This window comes from Ignavibacteriota bacterium (assembly GCA_016708125.1).
Taxonomy (GTDB): domain Bacteria; phylum Bacteroidota; class Ignavibacteria; order Ignavibacteriales; family Melioribacteraceae.
In genome coordinates this window covers 1,683,009-1,701,329 of sequence record JADJGF010000001.1, presented here as the reverse complement: position 1 = coordinate 1,701,329, position 18,321 = coordinate 1,683,009, and the positions used below count along the sequence as shown (strand labels likewise).

The following is an 18,321-nucleotide window of genomic DNA, read 5'->3' as shown; positions in this document are numbered from 1 at the left end:
TTATTTACCTAATGTTTTAAATGCAATTGCAAATAATTGAATTTGTTTTAACATAGCTCCCAAACCGTTTTTACGAGTTGGAGAAAGATGTTTATCAATTCCAATTTCATTTAGGAATTTTGGCGGTGATGAAAGAATATCTTCCGGTTTTTGATTTGAATAAACTTTAATTAAAAGTGCAACTAAACCTTTTACAATCATCGCATCGCTATCGCCAACAATTTGCATTTTACCGTTTTCCAATTTTGCATGCATCCAAACTTGCGATTGACAACCGGATATTTTGTTTTTATCAATTTTAATTTCCGGATCTAACTCACCAAGTTCTTTACCCATTTTAATTAATAATGAATATTTATCTTCCCACTCTATTAGATCAGAAAATTCTTTTACAATTTTATTTTGCTCATCAATTACAGACATTTGAAAAACCTAATTAAATATTAAAGATACGATCTTTTAAAAAGATCGTATCATTTTAAAAATTGATTCAATTGAAATATAACCAAATAATTATTTTTTATCAGAATGGCGTTTTTGAAGATTTGAAATTATTTCGGAAAACTCAATTCCTTGATCGGCTAACATTACAAATAAGTGGAATATTAAATCTGATACTTCATTAATTATTTCTTCCTTATCATTATTCTTCGCTGCGATTACTGTTTCTATTGCTTCTTCGCCAACTTTTTGAATTATTCGGTTTGGTCCTTGCTGAAATAATTTTGTAGTATAAGAATTTTCCGGAAGTTCAACTTTTCTACTTTTTACTAATTTATACAAATAATCTAAAAATTGAATGTTATTTTTATCTACTTCTGCAAAACATGAATACGAGCCGGTATGACAAGTCGGTCCATCTGGCTTTGCATAAATAAGTAATGTGTCATTATCGCAATCGGAATTTATGGAAACCACATTTAAATAATTTCCGGATGTTTCACCTTTAAGCCAAAGTTTATTTTTTGTTCTGCTAAAAAAAACAACTTTTTGTTTTTCAATAGTTTGAGTTAATGCATCGTTATTCATAAATCCGAGCATTAAAACTTGATTAGTTATTTCATCAATTACGATTGCGGGAACTAATCCATCAAGTTTTGAAAAATCAATATTTCCAATGTTTATCATATTCTTACATTTATATTATTTTGATGTAAATAATTTTTTAAATCTGCTATTTCTAATTCTTTATAATGAAATAAACTTGCCGCTAAACATGCATCAACATTTGCTTTTTCAAATACTTCAAGAAAATGTTCCTTTGTTCCCGCTCCGCCGGATGCAATAATTGGTATAGTCAATTCATTAGATAAATATTGGAGTAAATCAATATCGTAACCGGATTTTGTTCCGTCTTTATTCATTGAAGTAAGCAAAATTTCTCCAGCTCCAAGTTCTTCAACTTTTTTACACCAAGGAATTGTTTCCAATTGTGATTCTTCTGTTCCGCCTTTTATATAAACTTTATGAATATCTCCAATTGTGCGAGAATCAATTGCCGCAACAATTGCTTGGCTTCCAAAATTTTTAGATGCCTCCGATATTAAATTCGGATTTTTTACAATTGATGAATTTAACGAAACTTTATCGGCACCGGCATTTAGTAATTTTTCAATATCTTCTATTTTAGATATTCCACCTCCAACTGTAAAAGGTATCCTAATAACTTTCGAAACTTCTTCAACAAGTTCAACTAAAGTTTTTCTTCTTTCTAAAGTTGCAGTAATATCTAAAAATACTAATTCATCTGCGCCTTCACTATAATAACGCTGCGCAAGCTCAACTGCAGAGCCGGCTTCACGAAGATTAATAAAGTTTGTTCCCTTTACAACAATTCCATCTTTTACATCTAAACATGGGATAATTCTTTTACACAGCAAGTTTTGCCAACTCCTCTAAATTTATTTTATTTTCATAAATAGCTTTACCAATTACAACTCCCCTAATTGGTAATTCAGCTAATTTTATTATATCATGAATACTGCTCACTCCACCGGAAGCTGTTAATTTTATCTTTGGATACTTCGCAAGAATTGATTTATATAAATTGTAATTTGGTCCGGTTAACATTCCATCAACGGCAATATCGGTGCATAAATAGTTATCAATTCCCAATTTGTTGCAATATTCAATGTGGTCAAAAAGATTAACATTTGAGTTTTCTGTCCATCCTTTAATTCTAATTTGATAATCTAAAACATCAGAAGCAATAATAATTTTATCTGGAATCACTTCAGTAAATATTGACTCAAACTCTTTTTTATCAATAATGGAAAGAGAGCCAATAATTATTCCATCAACCCCAAATTTGTTTAATTCAACAACATCTTTCTTTGTTCTTATTCCACCACCAAACTCAATTTTTAGATTTGTTTTATTTTTAATTTCTTCAATTATTTTTTGAGTATTTATTTTTCCATCTTTTGATCCGGAAAGATCAACCATATGAAGCCACTCAAAACCAAGCACATCATATATTTTAGCTTGCTCAAGCGGAGTTTTACTATAGCTTACAATCGAATTGTATTCTCCTTTTGAAAGCCGAACAACTTTTCCATCTATTATATCTATTGCCGGAATTTTTAACATAATTCAATAAAGTTTTTTAATAATTGTAGCCCAATTTCACCCGATTTTTCGGGATGAAATTGAACTCCGTAAAAATTATTTTTATTAATTGAAGAACTAAAAACAATATCATATTCAGTTGATGCAATAGTATATTCTGTAATTGGAACGTAATATGAATTAGCAAAATAAAATGTTGCACCGTTTTCAATTTTTGTAAAAAGTTTATTTTGATTTTTATATTCAACTTTATTCCATCCCATATGAGGAACTTTAACTTTTGATGAATCAAATTGTTTGACTACAACTTTTATAACATCTAAACATTTTGTATTTCTTTCTTCAGAAAAAGTTGCTAGCAATTGCATTCCAAGACAAATTCCCAAAAGCGGTTTCTGAGTTGATTTTATTGATTCAACTATATTTTTCTCTTTTAGTTTAATCATTGCTGAAGTTGCTTCACCAACTCCAGGGAAAATAATTTTTTCAGCTGAATTTATTTCTTCACTATTATCTGTGATTATATATTCTGCATTGAGATCATCTAAAGCATTCGCAACTGATTTTAAATTCCCAGCACCGTAATCAATTAATGCAATCATATAATTCCTTTTGTGGATGGAATTCTTCCATTATTACGTTCGTCTAATCTGCAAGCCTCATTTAAGGCTTTCGCAAAAGATTTAAACATTGCCTCTATTTTATGATGATCATTTTTACCTTTTACTTTTATGTAAATATTTGCTTTTAATCCGCTTGCCAAACCTCTAAAAAATTCTTCAACTAATTCTGTAGGAAACTCTCCAACTAATTCTCTTTCGAAGTTTGCTTTAAATTTTAGATAAAAACGTCCTCCCAAATCTATTACACAAAGTGCAATTGATTCATCCATCGGCACATAATACCCATAACGTTGAATTCCTTTTTTATCTCTAAGTGCTTTTAGTAAAACTTCACCTAAAGTAATTCCAACATCTTCAACTGTGTGGTGTTCATCAACATGTAAATCTCCATCGACATGAATATCCAAATCAATATTTCCATGCTTTGCAATTTGTTCAAGCATGTGATCAAAGAATCCAATTCCGGTATTGATCTTTGATTCACCGGTTCCATCAATATTTACAGAGATATTTATTTTTGTTTCTTTTGTTTCACGAATTGCTTCTGCCTTTCGTTGAATTATAATTTTCTTTCTCATAATATTTCTTTTAGTTTTGCTAAAAATATTTTGTTTTCTTTTGGCGTACCAATTGAAATACGCAAACAATTTTCTAAGTTAAATTGATTGCTTCTGTTTCTAATTATCACACCTTTAGCAGCTAATTTATTATAAACATCAGTTGCGTTTTTAATTTTGAATAATATAAAATTTGCATCACTTGGATAAACTTTTTGAACTTGTTTAATTTTCTTTAATTCAATAACTAATTTTTCTTTTTCTGAATTTAACTTTTTTACAAAATAGTTTTTCTGTTTTACGTTTGATAAAGCATCCAAAATTGCATTTGCGGTTAATTTATTCAGATTATATGGCGCTTTAATTTTAAATAATAAGTTTGTAATAAATTCATCAGCAACTGAATATCCACAACGTATTCCAGCCAAACCCCATGCTTTTGAAAATGTTCTTATAATTACTAAATTTTTATTTTTTTTAAACTCGTCTATGAATGATTGATTTTCATTAAAGTCAATGTAGGCTTCATCAATTACAACAATTCCATTAAATTTATTTACAATTTCTAAAACATTATTTTTTGAAAGTAAATTTGCAGTTGGATTATTTGGTGAACATAGAAAAATTATTTTTGTATTTTTTTGAATGGCACCTAAAGTTGTTTTTACTTCAACTTGAAATTTTTTATCAAGAGGAATTGAAATAGTTTCAACATCATTAACATCACATGCAACTTTGTACATTCCGTAAGTCGGCTCCGGAATTAAAACCGAATCCTTTTTCGGTTTGCAAAATATTCTTATTAGCAAATCTATTATTTCATCAGAGCCAACGCCGAAAAATAAATTCTTTGCAGAAACATTTAGATATTTAGAAAGTTTTTCCCGTAATTTATTTTGTGCCGGATCGGGATATCTATTCAATTGCAAATTGTGTTCATCTTCAATTACACTTCCTAAACTGTTTTCATTTGCATCAAGTAAAATTCCTTCTTGAAAAGAATCTCTCGCAGAAGTATATGGTTTTAAATTTAAAATATTTTTTCTTACCAATTTTTCAATCATTGTTCCAGCCTTATTTTTACTGCATTTGCGTGAGCTTGCAATTTTTCTGCATTAGCTAATTCAATTACTGTTTGTGAAATATTTTTTAATCCGTCTTTGCTCAATTCTTGAAATGTAATTCCCTTCATAAATTGTTCAACAGAAACTCCGCCAATTGATTTTGCATATCCATATGTTGGAAGTGAATGATTTGTTCCGGATGCATAATCTCCAACACTTTCCGGTGAATACTGTCCGACAAATACAGAACCAGCGTTTTTAATTTTTGATAATTTTGTTTTTGCATTTTTAAAATTTAGAATTAGATGTTCCGGTGCATATAAATTACTAAATTCAATTGCTTCGCTTAAATTTTCAAAAATAATTACAAATGAATTTTCTAATGATTTTTTTACAAATTCTTTTCGCTCAAGTTTTTCAGTTTGAATATTTATTTCATCAATAACTTTTTTGCCAAAATTTTTACTTGTTGTGCAAAGAATTACTTGAGAATCATTTCCATGCTCTGCTTGGGAAAGTAAATCCGATGCGATAAATTTGGGATTTGCAGATTCATCAGCAATAACTAAAACTTCACTTGGACCAGCAATCATATCAATTGCACATCCGTTTGGATCAATACTGACAAGCGCTTTAGCCGCTGCAACAAACTGATTTCCGGGACCAAATATTTTATCAACTTTCTTAATTTGATTTGTACCATAAGCCATTAATCCAATTGATTGAGCTCCGCCAACTTTGTAGAATTCATTTATTCCTAAAAATTTTGCAACATACAAAACTTCAGCGGTAATATTTTTATTTGTCGGAGAACAAACTACTATTCTTTTACATCCGGCAATTTTTGCTGGAATTGCCAGCATCATCAATGTTGATGGAAGTATTGCGGTTCCGCCGGGAATGTATAGTCCAACATTTTCAATCGCTCTAAATTCTCGTGAGCAATTTATTCCTTTCATAGTTTCGATAGAATATTTTTTAGGAAATTGAAATTTGTGAAATTTAGTAATATTTTTTACCGCAATTTTTACTGCTTTTTTAAATTCATTTGAAACTAACTTTTCATTTTGGATAAATTCACTTTCGGTAACTTTTATATTTTTTCCGGAAAACCCATCAAACTTTTTTGCATAACTTAAAACACTTTTAACTCCGTTCTTTTTTATATCATCCAAAATTGGCTGAACAATTTGATACGTTTTTGACATATCAATTGATGGACGTTGCAAAAGTTTTGTTTTTTGATTTTGAGTTAGTTTATTAAATATTATTGTTTTCATATTTAATTTTTGTTTTCTGGATTTCCGAGAAAAGTCTTCGGAAATGACAACTTAAAATTTTCAGTCATTGCGAACGAAGTGAAGCAATCTCAAAATCTATTTAGATTGCTTCGGAATAAGTTCCTCGTAATGACGAATGCACAATTACAAAATTATATTCTCAATTGGTAATGATAAAATTCCAGAAGCACCGGCTTGTTTTAAATCTTCGGTAATTTCCCAAAATTTATCTTCCTTAATTACTGCATGAACTGCGTAAAGTCCTTCATCAGAAAGCGGTAAAATTGTTGGGCTTTTTAACGAAGGAATTATTTTTATAATCCGTTCTAAAGAATCTTTTGGTACGTTCATCATTATGTATTTTGAATTTCTTGCATTTAGTGAAGATTCTATTCGTACCAACAGTTTGTTAAAAATATCATTTAGTTCAAAATCATTTTCTAACTTTTTACTTTTTATTAAAACTGCTTGAGAATCTAAAACTTTGAATGATTTTTTTAGTTTATTCAATTTCAAAGTATTTCCGGTAGAAACCAAATCGCAAATAAAATCAGCAATTCCAAGAGTTGGAGCAATTTCTACAGAACCGCTAATCTGAATTACTTTTGCCGAAATTTTATTTTCATCTAAAAAGTTATTTAAAATATTTGGATATGAAGTTGCGATAGTTTTATTTTCCAAATCATTTATACTTTTTAATTCTTCCTTTTCCGGAATTCCCAACGATAATGAGCATTTTCCAAAACCCAATTTTTTCACGAGTTCAACATTTAATCCTTTTTCAAGTAAAACATTTTCTCCAACAATTCCAATATGCGCAACGTTATCTTGAACATATTCCGGAATATCATCATCTCGCAAGAAAAGAATATCCAAATTAAAATTTGATGCAGTTACAAATAATCTATCTTGAAAATTTTCTATATCAATTCCGCAACTTTTCAAAAGTTGCATTGATTTTTCATGCAATCTGCCTTTTTTCTGAACTGCTAACTTTAAATTTTCTGCCATAATTTCCTCAAACAAAAAACCCCAACATTTGTCGGGGTTCTTTTATAAAATTTTTAACATCTTATTTAAATTTCACCGACACTCACAAATTGTAAGTTATGGTGATGATGATTTATTAAAGAAATGTTTTTCATAATTGCTTCAAAAATAGCTATAAATATTTTAAAATCAACTTAGTAATATTTGTAAAATAATTTAAAGATATTTAAATGTAATTTTATTCATAAAAGTGTATTTATTAAAATTTACTTAAAAAATACGGAAGCATATTTCTCCAAGTGGGCCAATCATGTTTTACATCAAATCCCCAAAGATCAAGCCAATGCGGAATATTTTTTGAATTTAAAATGTTTGATAATTTTATAGAAGAATTTGGATCTTCAAAATCACCCTGACCAGAAGCAATTACAACTCCCATATTATTTCTCATTTGGTTGAGATAATTTTCATCATACGAATTTGGTAAAAAATCTATCGGCGAATTAAAATAAACATGATCATCATAATAACCTTTGGCATAATACTTTAAATCATAAACTCCGCTCATTGCAATTGTTCCTTTAAATACTGCGGGAATTCGGAAAAAAGTATTTGCTGCATGATAAGCTCCAAGCGAAGCTCCGGTAGTAATAATAGGAACTTTTCCGTTACAATTATTATAAATAAACGGAACAACTTCTTCAATTATATATTGATTATATTGCCCGTGACGCAATGATTTATGCGGCGGATAAATTGAATTATTCAGCCAAGATTCATTATTTATACTATTTATTGAAAAAACTTTAAACTTTCCTTCATTTATGAACCAAGAAATTGAATCAATTAATTGAAATCTTTCATATTCCAAAAAATCTGCGCCGGCTGTTGGAAACATTAATAACGGAGTTCCATAATTTCCATAAACAGCAATTTCCATTTCCTTAAATAAACTTGGGCTATACCACTTGTGAATTTCTCTTTTCATATAATTTTAATTTATGTTAAATAATTGTAAAATTATTTCATACTTAATGAAAATTCAACTTTTTAAATTTATATTTGTAAAAAATAAGTTTGTTTGATTATGTTTTAGAATTTCTAATTATATTATAAATAAATAATTTAACTGATTTGAGGAATCTATGAAAATTAAAATACTTTTGGCCTTAATACTTATTGCTATTAGTTTAGCCGGCTGTTTTTCATCAAGCGTTAAGGGAAGTGGAAATTCTGTTACAGAAGAAAGAACTTTAGATTACGTTAGCAGAATTGAAGTTGACGGAAATTTTAATATCGAAATTACAAGTGGTGAAATTTCCAATCTAAAAATTGAGGCGGAAGATAATATTATTCCGCTTATTGAAACGAAAGTCGATGATGAAAAATTGACAATCAAAATGAAAGAAAAAATTACAAATCTTAGAGAAGTAAGAATTAAAATTTCAACTCACGATTTAGTTGAATTGGAATCCGAAGGAAAAAGTAATATAAAAGTTAAAGGTTTGAATACCGACGATTTTGAACTTTCTAGCGATGGCGAAGGTGAAATTACAATTGAAGGAAAAGTTGATTACTTAAATGTTACAATGGATGGAGAAGGAAAACTTTTAGCAAAAGATTTGCTTTCCAAAAATGCAACAATTAATCTTTATGGCGATGGAAAAGCTGAAGTGAATGCCAGAAAATTATTGAAAGCTAAAGTTAAAGGTTCCGGTTCGGTTGATTATTACGGTGATCCGGAAGAAATATCAATTGATACTTCAAAAGGCGGTGCAGTAAATAAAAAGTAAGTTTTATTTCTTGATGTCATTTCAATTTTATTTATCTTCAAATATTGAAATGACATTTTTATTTTAAACCGATATGAATAAGTTTGAATTAGTATCTTCATATAAACCTTCCGGAGATCAGCCCGAAGCAATTAAACAACTTACGGAAGGAATTATTTCCGGTGAAAAACATCAAGTTTTGCTTGGCGTTACCGGAAGCGGAAAAACGTATACAATCTCAAATGTTATTGCAAATATTAATAAACCAACATTAATAATTTCGCATAATAAAACTTTAGCCGCACAATTGTATTCTGAGTTTAAATCTTTTTTCCCAAATAATGCCGTTGAATTTTTCATCAGTTACTATGATTATTATCAGCCGGAAGCTTATGTTGTAAAACGCGATTTATATATTGAAAAAGATTTTTCCGTAAACGAAGAAATTGATCGACTCAGATTAAAAGCCACAACTTCATTAATTGAAGGAAGAAATGATGTAATAATTATTGCAAGCGTAAGTTGTATTTATGGTATCGGAGCGCCGGATCAATATGCTCAGCAAATTATATTTTTGAAAAAAGGTGAAATTATTGAGCGAAAAAAACTTCTGCGTTCTTTAATAGATATTTATTATGTAAGAAATGATATAGAATTTACACGCGGAACTTTTCGAGCAAGAGGTGATGTTGTAGAAATAATTCCAGCATATCAATATGAAGAAGCAATTCGCATTGAATTTTGGGATGACGAAATAGAAAAAATTTCTTTAATTGATGCAATAACCGGAGATTTTATAAAAGAAGTCGATTCAATTCCGGTTTATCCCGCAAAATATTTTGTAACAACAAAAAGTCAAGTTACCAACGCAATTAAAACAATTGATGAAGAATTAAAAGAAAGATTAAAGTATTATTGGGCAGAAGAAAAATATCTTGAAGCTCAAAGAATTGAGCAAAGAACTCGTTATGATATTGAAATGATGAGGGAAATTGGATATTGTGCCGGAGTGGAAAATTATTCCAGACATATGGATGCAAGACCTCCGGGTTCACGTCCTTCTTGTTTATTTGATTATTTTCCGAAAGATTATCTTCTAATAATTGATGAATCTCACGTAACGGTTTCGCAAATTAGAGGAATGTATTTGGGGGATAAATCCAGAAAAGAAACTTTAGTTGAATTTGGTTTTCGTTTACCATCTGCACTTGATAATAGACCACTGAAGTTTGAAGAATTTGAGAATTTAACTAACCAAATTATTTACGTAAGCGCAACTCCAGGTGATTATGAAATGACAAAAACCGGCGGTGCGTTTATTGAGCAAATTATTCGTCCAACCGGACTTTTAGACCCGGAAATTGAAGTTAGACCAATTAAAGGTCAAATCGATGATCTAATCGGTGAAATTCGAAATCGCTCAATAATGGGTGAACGTGTGTTAGTTACGACTTTAACAAAAAAAATGGCTGAGGATTTAACAGATTATTTAGATAAAATAAATATAAAAGTTCGATATATCCACAGCGATATAGATGCATTGGAAAGAGTGGAAATAATTCGTGATTTAAGAATTGGCGATTTTGATGTTTTGGTCGGAGTAAATTTATTAAGAGAAGGCTTGGATTTACCAGAAGTTTCACTTGTTGCAATTATTGATGCAGATAAGGAAGGATTTTTGAGAAGTGAACGCTCGTTAATGCAAACTGCCGGAAGAACTGCAAGAAATGTGAACGGAAGAGTAATTATGTATGCCGATGTTATTACAAATTCAATGGCAAAAACAATAAAAGAAACTAACCGAAGAAGAAAACTTCAACTTGAATATAATAAGGAAAATAATATTACTCCTAAAACAATATATAAAAGCAGAGAAGACATTTTAAATTCAACTTCAATTGCAGAATTAAGAAAAAAAGAACCGGGAAAAGAAGCAGCGTTTGCAAAAGTTGCGGAACCGGTTTTAAAATATATGACAAATGATCAGAAAAAAGATTTAATTGAACAACTTGAAGAAGAAATGTTAAACGCAGCTAAAGATTTGGAATTTGAAAAAGCCGCAGGATTACGTGATGAAATTGAAAAACTTAGAAAAATGATTAAATAAATTAAAACATCAAATTATATTTTGTAATCAATTCAGCTGCTAATTCTTTATACGCTAAAGATGCTCTCGATTTGGGAAGAATTAAACATAACGGTTTTTTACTAAAAGTCGCATTCATCATATTTACATCTTTCGGAATTGACACATTCATCATTAAACTTGGATATTTTTTATACAATTCTGCTTTTACTTTAAATGCTGCTTTGATATTTCTTTCATAAACTGTTAGAAATATTCCATCAATTGTTAAATTGTTGTTGTATAAAGTTTTAACATATTCAACTCTTTTCGCCAAAGTTTTAATAGCATCTAAAGAATATTCATCTGTTCTAATTGGAACTATTACGGAATCTGAAGCAATTAATGCAAGTGAGGTGGTTCCAAATAAATATGGCGGGCAATCAAAAATTATAAATTCAAAATTTGATCTTATACTATTGATAATATTTCTAAGCAAAAAATTATTTGCCATCAATCTGTTTTGTCTTCCTTCTTCAATTGAATTTAATTTCATTTGCGGAATGCAAAATAAATTTTCAACTTCAGTTGGATGAATAACTTTATCTATTGTTTTGGAATAGCTAAAAACATCGAAAACATCTCCAAAAACATTTTCCTCATTAAATCCCAGTGAAAGTGAACAAGAAGCGGTTGGATCCAAATCAATAAGTAATGTTTTAAAATTTCGATTGGCAAATTTTATGGCGAGATTTACCGCAGAAGTTGTTTTACCAACTCCGCCTTTCGGAAGAATAACAGAAATCACTTTTCCCAAAGAATTGGTCCCCCTAACCAATTTCTACAAAATACAATATTGATGCGAATAATAATTAATATTTAGATGAGATGGTATGATTTACATCAAAATTTAGGAATGAATTTAAGAAAACTAGAAATATTTTATGTTAATTAAACATTAAGTTTTGATTTACTATCCACATTTTAAATATTTTTCACAGATTTTTTGCATTGCTGAATTTGCCGAATTAAATGCCCAAATTATTGATCCGCCTTTTTGTCCCGCACTTAAATCACCAATTAAAAATAATCCGGAAACATTGGTTTCATATCCTTCTTTAAGAAATGGCTTGGGACCTATAAATTCTATTCCGATAGTTTTAAGGAAATTCTCCGGCGTACTTCCGCCTAAAGCATAAACAATATAATCAAATTCAATACTTCCCAAATTTTCTTCTGCAAAATTAGCAATTGGTTTATTCTCTTTTGATGTAACAGAATTAATATTAGAGTTTAGAAGTAAATTTACCTTTCTATTTTCGGCAAGAGTTTGCAAACTTTGCTTATTTATATTATTCATTCGCGAAAATTCATTCTTTCTATAACTTAAATAAACTTCGTTATTTTCAATATCTTCAGATAAAAATTGGCAATATTCGGAAGCGGAATCTCCGCCGCCGACTACCAAAACTTTTGAGTTTTTTATTTCAAAAGTTGTTAAATCAAACAAAACTTTTTCTTTTAATTCGGCGGGAATTTTATAATCCGGTTTATTTGGTTTTCCTAAAATTCCAACAGCTATTGCAACAATTCTTGATCGATAAATATTTTTATCTGAATAAATTTTGAACGAGCTATCGGATTCAATTTTCTCAATTTTGTAAACAGTTTCAATGTAATGAACATTTAATTCATTTTCTTCAATCGCTTTATCCAAATACGAAATTGTTTCGTGTTTTGTTGAATCCATTAAACACATTACTCCCGTACAAACCGGCGTAAAACCCTTATAATTTGCGGTTACTAATTTTTTATCAGGATAATATTTTTTTATTGTAAAAGAATGTTCCGCAGATTTTTCTATTATTAGAATTTTTTCTTTCGACACACCAAAATTATGTGCTTCAACACCCAAACTAATTCCGCCGGGACCGGCACCGATTATTATTATTTCGTACATTTTATCCTTATTTTTTCAAAATATGATGTATAAAAAATTTAACGGATTCAATTTTGCATTTTCCATATCGAAAATAAATTATATAAAATTGAATATAAAATGATTTCCTAAATTTGACAAATAAATTTTTATGAGCAAACTTCTAAAAATACTCTTCGCAAATATTTTACTCATTTCAATAAATATTTTTGCACAATATGATTCTCTTTATCACAATGAAATTTGGCGAACTTATTTAACTCATCTTCCGCCTCAATATAATTCAAATGAAGATAAAGAATATCCGCTTGTCTTGGTTATGCATGGTGGATTTGGAAATGCTTACAATATTGAAGAACAATCACAATTTAGCAATAAAGCAGATACGGCAAAATTTCCTTTCATTGTTGTTTATCCGGAAGGAGTGAAAAGTCCGATAAACATTACAACTTGGAATGCCGGAGGCTGCTGCGGATATTCTGTAAATACAAACATTAATGATGTAGATTTTATTTCAACATTGTTAGACAAAATTGTAAGCAAATATAAAATAGATAAAAATAGAATTTATGCAAGCGGATTATCAAACGGCGGAATGATGAGTTATAGATTAGCTGCTGAATTAAGCAATAGAATTGCGGCAATCGCTCCGGTTGCTTCAGTTATGGTGAATGAAAATATTTTTGAACCGGTAAATTCAATTCCTATAATTCATTTGCATTCATTTTGGGATGACAGCGTTCCGATTGAAGGAGGTTTGGGAGACGGCGCCGCAAATTATGAATATCCACCTTTAGATTCGGTTTTAAATATTTGGGCTAATATTAATAATTGTATTATAATTGATACTATTTTTAATGAATCCGGAAAATATCTTTATAAAACTTGGACAAATTGCAATGATGAAAAAAATATTGAGTTATATATTACTTATGATGGCGGACATTCTTGGCCCGGAGGAACAGCTCCAAGAATTGGCGCAGATCCGGTTTCTGAACAGATAAATGCGACAAATTTAATTTGGGATTTTTTTCTAAAACATCCGAAAGAAAATCCGACAAATATTAATTTGGATGAAAAATTAATTTCAAGTTTTGAACTTTATCAAAATTATCCGAATCCGTTTAATCCTACAACAACAATAAAATATTCTATTCCATCTTTTTCTGTCATTTCGAACGAAGTGAGAAATCTCAGAGATTTCTCGTCGCAAGTTTACCAGACGCAGCTGGCTCCTCGAAATGACAATGTGAAAATAACTTTAAAGGTATTTGATATTTTAGGTAACCAAGTTTCAACTTTAGTAAATGAAAAACAAAGTTCCGGTAATTATGAAATTCAATTTGATGGAAAAACTTTACCAAGCGGAATTTATTTTTACAGATTACAATTCAATAATTTTTCTAAAACAAAATCTATGTTATTATTAAAGTAGAGATTTGATTTATCAAATCTCAAAAACAAATCTCTACCAAATTTTTCTTAATACAAATCTGCAATGGATAAATATCTTTCGCCGCTATCATAATTAAAACCAATAACGGTGCTGTCTTTCGGGATTTCTGATAATTTTTTATTAATTGCCGCCAAAGTTGCACCGGATGAAATTCCGCCGAATAAACCTTCTTCTTTTGCAGCTCTTTGCGCAAACTCAAAAGCTTCTTCTTTTTCTATTTGAATTACTCCATCCAACAAATTTGTGTTCAAATTTTTTGGAATAAATCCAGCTCCAATTCCTTGAATTGGATGTGGACCGGGTTTTCCACCGCTAATTACGGGGGATAAAACTGGTTCAACAGCAAAAACTTTTAAATGAGGAAATTTATTTTTTAAAACTTGCGCTACTCCGGTTATATGTCCGCCGGTTCCAACTCCGGTAATTAAATAATCTATTCCTTCCGAAAAATCATTTAATATTTCTTGCGCCGTTGTTCTAATATGAATATCAATATTGGCTTGATTTTCAAACTGTTGTGGAATCCAAGCATTGGGATTTGAGTTTGCAATTTCTTTTGCTTTTTCAATTGCGCCGTTCATTCCTTTTTCTTTTGGAGTTAGTTCAAATTTTGCACCAAATGCCGACATGATTTTTCTTCTTTCCACACTCATTGATTCCGGCATTACTAAAATTAATTCGTAACCTTTAACTGCGGCAACCATTGCTAAACCAATACCGGTATTGCCGGAAGTCGGTTCAACAATTATACTATTTTTTTTTAAGATTCCTTTTTGCTCAGCATCTTCAATCATTGCAAGAGCAATTCTATCTTTTATACTACCTCCGGGATTTGCTCTTTCCAGTTTTATCCAAACATTAATTTTATCGCCAAATAATTTATTTATTTTAAGGTGAGGTGTATTTCCTATGGTTTGTAATATATTTTGTGCTTTCATTGTGTTCCCCTTTTTAATGTCATCCCCGAATGTTTTTATCGGGGATCTAAAAGATTAATAATTATGGATTCCCTCTTTCGAGGGAATGACAAGTTATTTCATATTATAAATTCCAGCGGTTCCGGTTCGCTTGATTTTCTTAATCGAACTTCACTTTTATGATAAACTATTGAATTTTCCGAAACACTTTCGGTCAACCAAACATTCCCGCCAATTATGCTATTTTTTCCAATCACAGTATTTCCGCCTAAAATTACGGCTTGCGCATAAATAATTACATTATCACAAATTGTTGGATGTCTTTTAGTCTGCGCTAAATTTTTATCAACACTTAACGCACCCAAAGTTACGCCTTGATAAATTTTTACATTATTTCCAATTTCACAAGTTTCACCAATTACAATTCCGGTTCCGTGATCGATGAAAAAAGAATGACCAATTTTTGCTCCGGGATGGATATCAATTCCAGTTTCCTGATGTGCATATTCAGTTAAGATTCTTGGTAGAATCGGAACTTTTAGATTGAATAAAATATGCGCAAATCTATAAATTGCAATTGCTCTAAATCCCGGGTAAGCTAAAATTACTTCATCAATATTATGCGCAGCGGGATCTCCTTCATAAATTGCTTTTGCATCATTCCACAATTCTGAATTAATATCATAAATTTTCTCGAAGAAATTATCACATATTTCATCAATGTTTTCGATGGAATTATTGTTAAGCAAAATTAAAAGTGATTTAAGATTTCGTTTTAGTAAAGTTAATTTGCTTTCAATATCTTGTTCAGAATAATAAATATCGGAAGCAAAATGAGGGAAAAGTAGTTGCATCAAATCGTTTATAAATTTTTGTGCTTCAACTTTTATTGGTTTTATAACTTTATGTTCTTTCCGAATTTCAATTAATGTTTTTGAAAGTTTGCCAAAATTTGTTTTCATAATAAAATAAACTCCAATTATTCAAAAGAATAATTCTTAGGATTTTTAAATATTTGTGATTAGTTAGAAAATATTTGAAGCATCAACAGATGCAAGTAGAATGGTATCCGTGTGTTAGGTTTGTGTCTTTTCTAAACGATGATATTTGTTTTAAATTTTTCACAAATGAATTATATGTAATAAAAGATTTGTTGTCAACTTATAAAATTTGGGATATTCTTATTTTTATAAAATTACCGCAGACTAAAGCTTGCCTGCCGGCAGGCTGGTCTGTGGCTACGTATGTTAAATCAAATTTGCAATTTTATCAATATTCGAGCTTACATTATCTCCCAAATGAATTGTAATTACTTTTCTATTATTATTTAATAAGGCTTGGCGGTCTCCCATAAGCTGGGCATCAATTAAAACTCCAAATGAAAATTCAGATTCATCTTTACCAATTTCTTTTGGAATTGCAACTTCTTCTTTTCGATTTGAAGTAAATTGTATGAACAAACCGTTTCCTCCATCACCTTTGTGTAATTGTCCGGTTGAATGTAAAAATCTTGGTCCATATCCAATAGTTACAGCAGCTTTGTACTTTTTCTGAATTTTTGTTCTTAAATTTTGCAGTGTATTTTTTGTATTTTCAGCTGGCTTAACATACGCATGAATTGAAACATAATTATATTTTTCTTCATTCAAATTTTCTAAAAATTCATTTATAGCATTTTTTAGATTTTGCTGATTTGTATTTCCGCTTAGTTTAATTCCATTTTCTTCAATTGCAAAATTTAATTGAGGAAGGTCACCTTTTTCTAAATAATTATTAATCATTGCTTTTGCTTCAATTTTTGCAGATTCAACATTTGGTTGATCAAATGGTTGAATTCCCAAAACCCAACCGGAAACTGCCGTTGCAAATTCCCATCTGAAAAATTCACCGCCTAAATTATATTCATCATTTAAAATTATTTCAATAATCGGATGACCGGCATTTTTAAGTTTTTCTATTTTTTCAGAATTTGAATTTTCGTTATCAAAATGTGTATAAACAAAAACTCTATCATTTGTATAAAATTCTGGAGATTTCAAACTTTTACTTTCGATTGGTAAAATTCCAACTCCATTTTTTCCGGTGCTTTCTGCAATTAATTGTTCAACCCAAGTTCCGAATGAAATTATTTTTTCCGAATAAACAAAAGTAAGTTTGTCTCTTCCTAATTTTGCAAGCTCACCGATAATTACTCCAATTTCTGCACTTGTGTTTTTTTCATTTTTAGAATCTTCAACGACAAGTTTTGCATTTCCTAAAAATTTATTCAAATCAATTCCAATAAGTGCGGCGGGAACCGTACCAAAAAACGAAAGCACGGAATATCTTCCGCCAATATTGGGATTGTTCACAAATATTTTTCTGAAATTTAATTGCTGTGCCATTTGTTCAAGTCCGCTGCCCGGATCTGTAATTGCAATAAAATGTCTGCTTACCTTTTCTGTACCAAGTTTATTTTGGCAAAAAGTAAAAAAGTATTTGAAGAAAGATAAAGTCTCAATTGTTCCGCCGGATTTTGTTGAAACAATATATAAAGTTTTTTCCGGATCTAAATTTTGCGTGAAATTAAAAATTGCATCGGGATCAGTACTGTCTAAAACTTTCATGATTAGAAAATTTTTTTTAGTTCCAAATGAAAATGAAAAAACTTCCGGCGCAAGACTTGAACCGCCCATTCCCAATAATAAAGCATGTGTAAATCCTTCTAATTTAATTTCGTTTACAAATGAATTTATTTCTTCAAGATGTGATAAAGTTTCGTCTGCGCTGAATAACCAATCAAGTCTATTTGTAACTTCTTTAGGTGAGTTTGACCAAACTGTAAAATCTTTTTCCCAAATTCTTTTTACAATTTTCTCATCAACCAATTTTTGAATTGATTTATTTATTTCTTGATCATAATTATTTAAAAAATATTTTACTGAAGCATTTTTCATTTTTATCTCACATTATTTTTTTGTTCTTCAAAAATATAAAAACTAAATTATAGTTTTTTCATTGATGTTGAGAAACTTATAAATTTATTATTTCAACAAATCAACAAATCAACAAATCAACAAATATTGTTTATTAAAATTTCACTTGTTATTT

At 29.8% G+C, this 18,321-nt stretch carries 18 protein-coding genes; 3 read left to right on the top strand and 15 right to left on the bottom strand.

Annotated elements, in window-relative coordinates; all coding sequences use genetic code 11:
• The 10 genes from IPH62_07705 to IPH62_07660 all read right to left on the bottom strand — a co-directional run bounded on the left by IPH62_07705 (position 1) and on the right by IPH62_07660 (position 8,070).
• Positions 1 to 423, bottom strand: a complete 423-nt coding sequence (locus IPH62_07705; protein ID MBK7105152.1) for a SufE family protein — start codon at positions 421 to 423, stop codon at positions 1 to 3.
• A 90-nt stretch (positions 424 to 513) separates the two neighbouring features.
• Entirely contained in the window at positions 514 to 1,128 is a 615-nt protein-coding gene (locus IPH62_07700; protein ID MBK7105151.1) for a bifunctional phosphoribosyl-AMP cyclohydrolase/phosphoribosyl-ATP diphosphatase HisIE, read from the bottom strand.
• Positions 1,125 to 1,880 carry an imidazole glycerol phosphate synthase subunit HisF gene (gene hisF / locus IPH62_07695; GenBank protein ID MBK7105150.1) on the bottom strand — a complete coding sequence of 252 codons (756 nt, stop codon included), beginning with the start codon at positions 1,878 to 1,880 and terminating at the stop codon, positions 1,125 to 1,127. The genes IPH62_07700 and hisF overlap by 4 nt, the downstream gene beginning before the upstream one ends.
• Entirely contained in the window at positions 1,870 to 2,589 is a 720-nt protein-coding gene (hisA, locus tag IPH62_07690; GenBank protein ID MBK7105149.1) for a 1-(5-phosphoribosyl)-5-[(5-phosphoribosylamino)methylideneamino]imidazole-4-carboxamide isomerase, read from the bottom strand. Before hisA ends, hisF begins: the two co-directional genes overlap by 11 nt.
• Positions 2,583 to 3,170: an imidazole glycerol phosphate synthase subunit HisH gene (gene hisH / locus IPH62_07685; protein MBK7105148.1), complete on the bottom strand. Its 588-nt coding sequence runs from the start codon at positions 3,168 to 3,170 to the stop codon at positions 2,583 to 2,585. Before hisH ends, hisA begins: the two co-directional genes overlap by 7 nt.
• Positions 3,167 to 3,769, bottom strand: coding sequence for an imidazoleglycerol-phosphate dehydratase HisB (gene hisB, locus IPH62_07680; protein MBK7105147.1), 603 nt, complete (start codon positions 3,767 to 3,769; stop codon positions 3,167 to 3,169). Before hisB ends, hisH begins: the two co-directional genes overlap by 4 nt.
• Positions 3,766 to 4,812, bottom strand: coding sequence for a histidinol-phosphate transaminase (hisC, locus tag IPH62_07675; protein MBK7105146.1), 1,047 nt, complete (start codon positions 4,810 to 4,812; stop codon positions 3,766 to 3,768). Before hisC ends, hisB begins: the two co-directional genes overlap by 4 nt.
• Entirely contained in the window at positions 4,809 to 6,092 is a 1,284-nt protein-coding gene (gene hisD, locus IPH62_07670; protein MBK7105145.1) for a histidinol dehydrogenase, read from the bottom strand. Before hisD ends, hisC begins: the two co-directional genes overlap by 4 nt.
• Positions 6,093 to 6,236: 144 nt before the next feature.
• Positions 6,237 to 7,103: an ATP phosphoribosyltransferase gene (locus IPH62_07665; protein MBK7105144.1), complete on the bottom strand. Its 867-nt coding sequence runs from the start codon at positions 7,101 to 7,103 to the stop codon at positions 6,237 to 6,239.
• 238 nt (positions 7,104 to 7,341) lie between these two features.
• On the bottom strand, positions 7,342 to 8,070 hold the full coding sequence (locus IPH62_07660; GenBank protein MBK7105143.1) for an esterase family protein: 729 nt from the start codon (positions 8,068 to 8,070) through the stop codon (positions 7,342 to 7,344).
• Between the two features lie 157 nt (positions 8,071 to 8,227).
• Here IPH62_07660 and IPH62_07655 point away from each other — a divergent pair, with 157 nt between their 5' ends.
• Positions 8,228 to 8,875 (top strand): DUF2807 domain-containing protein, encoded by a 648-nt coding sequence (locus IPH62_07655; GenBank protein ID MBK7105142.1) that lies wholly within the window; start codon positions 8,228 to 8,230, stop codon positions 8,873 to 8,875.
• Positions 8,876 to 8,948: 73 nt separating this feature from the next.
• Complete coding sequence (gene uvrB / locus IPH62_07650) at positions 8,949 to 10,961, top strand: excinuclease ABC subunit UvrB (protein ID MBK7105141.1); 2,013 nt, start codon at positions 8,949 to 8,951, stop codon at positions 10,959 to 10,961.
• Between the two features lies 1 nt (position 10,962).
• Here the strand turns inward: uvrB and IPH62_07645 are convergent, their stop codons facing one another.
• Both IPH62_07645 and IPH62_07640 read right to left on the bottom strand, forming a co-directional pair.
• A complete protein-coding gene (locus IPH62_07645) occupies positions 10,963 to 11,736 on the bottom strand; it encodes a ParA family protein (GenBank protein MBK7105140.1) in 774 nt (257 codons plus the stop codon).
• Positions 11,737 to 11,892: 156 nt separating this feature from the next.
• Positions 11,893 to 12,879, bottom strand: coding sequence for an NAD(P)-binding domain-containing protein (locus IPH62_07640; GenBank protein ID MBK7105139.1), 987 nt, complete (start codon positions 12,877 to 12,879; stop codon positions 11,893 to 11,895).
• Positions 12,880 to 13,009: 130 nt separating this feature from the next.
• Between IPH62_07640 and IPH62_07635 the strand changes: the two genes are divergently transcribed.
• Positions 13,010 to 14,293 (top strand): T9SS type A sorting domain-containing protein, encoded by a 1,284-nt coding sequence (locus IPH62_07635; protein MBK7105138.1) that lies wholly within the window; start codon positions 13,010 to 13,012, stop codon positions 14,291 to 14,293.
• Between the two features lie 47 nt (positions 14,294 to 14,340).
• Here the strand turns inward: IPH62_07635 and cysK are convergent, their stop codons facing one another.
• The 3 genes from cysK to IPH62_07620 all read right to left on the bottom strand — a co-directional run bounded on the left by cysK (position 14,341) and on the right by IPH62_07620 (position 18,167).
• Complete coding sequence (gene cysK / locus IPH62_07630) at positions 14,341 to 15,252, bottom strand: cysteine synthase A (GenBank protein MBK7105137.1); 912 nt, start codon at positions 15,250 to 15,252, stop codon at positions 14,341 to 14,343.
• A 98-nt stretch (positions 15,253 to 15,350) separates the two neighbouring features.
• On the bottom strand, positions 15,351 to 16,193 hold the full coding sequence (locus tag IPH62_07625) for a serine acetyltransferase (GenBank protein MBK7105136.1): 843 nt from the start codon (positions 16,191 to 16,193) through the stop codon (positions 15,351 to 15,353).
• A gap of 285 nt (positions 16,194 to 16,478) precedes the next feature.
• Complete coding sequence (locus tag IPH62_07620) at positions 16,479 to 18,167, bottom strand: glucose-6-phosphate isomerase (protein MBK7105135.1); 1,689 nt, start codon at positions 18,165 to 18,167, stop codon at positions 16,479 to 16,481.
• Positions 18,168 to 18,321 lie beyond the last annotated feature (154 nt).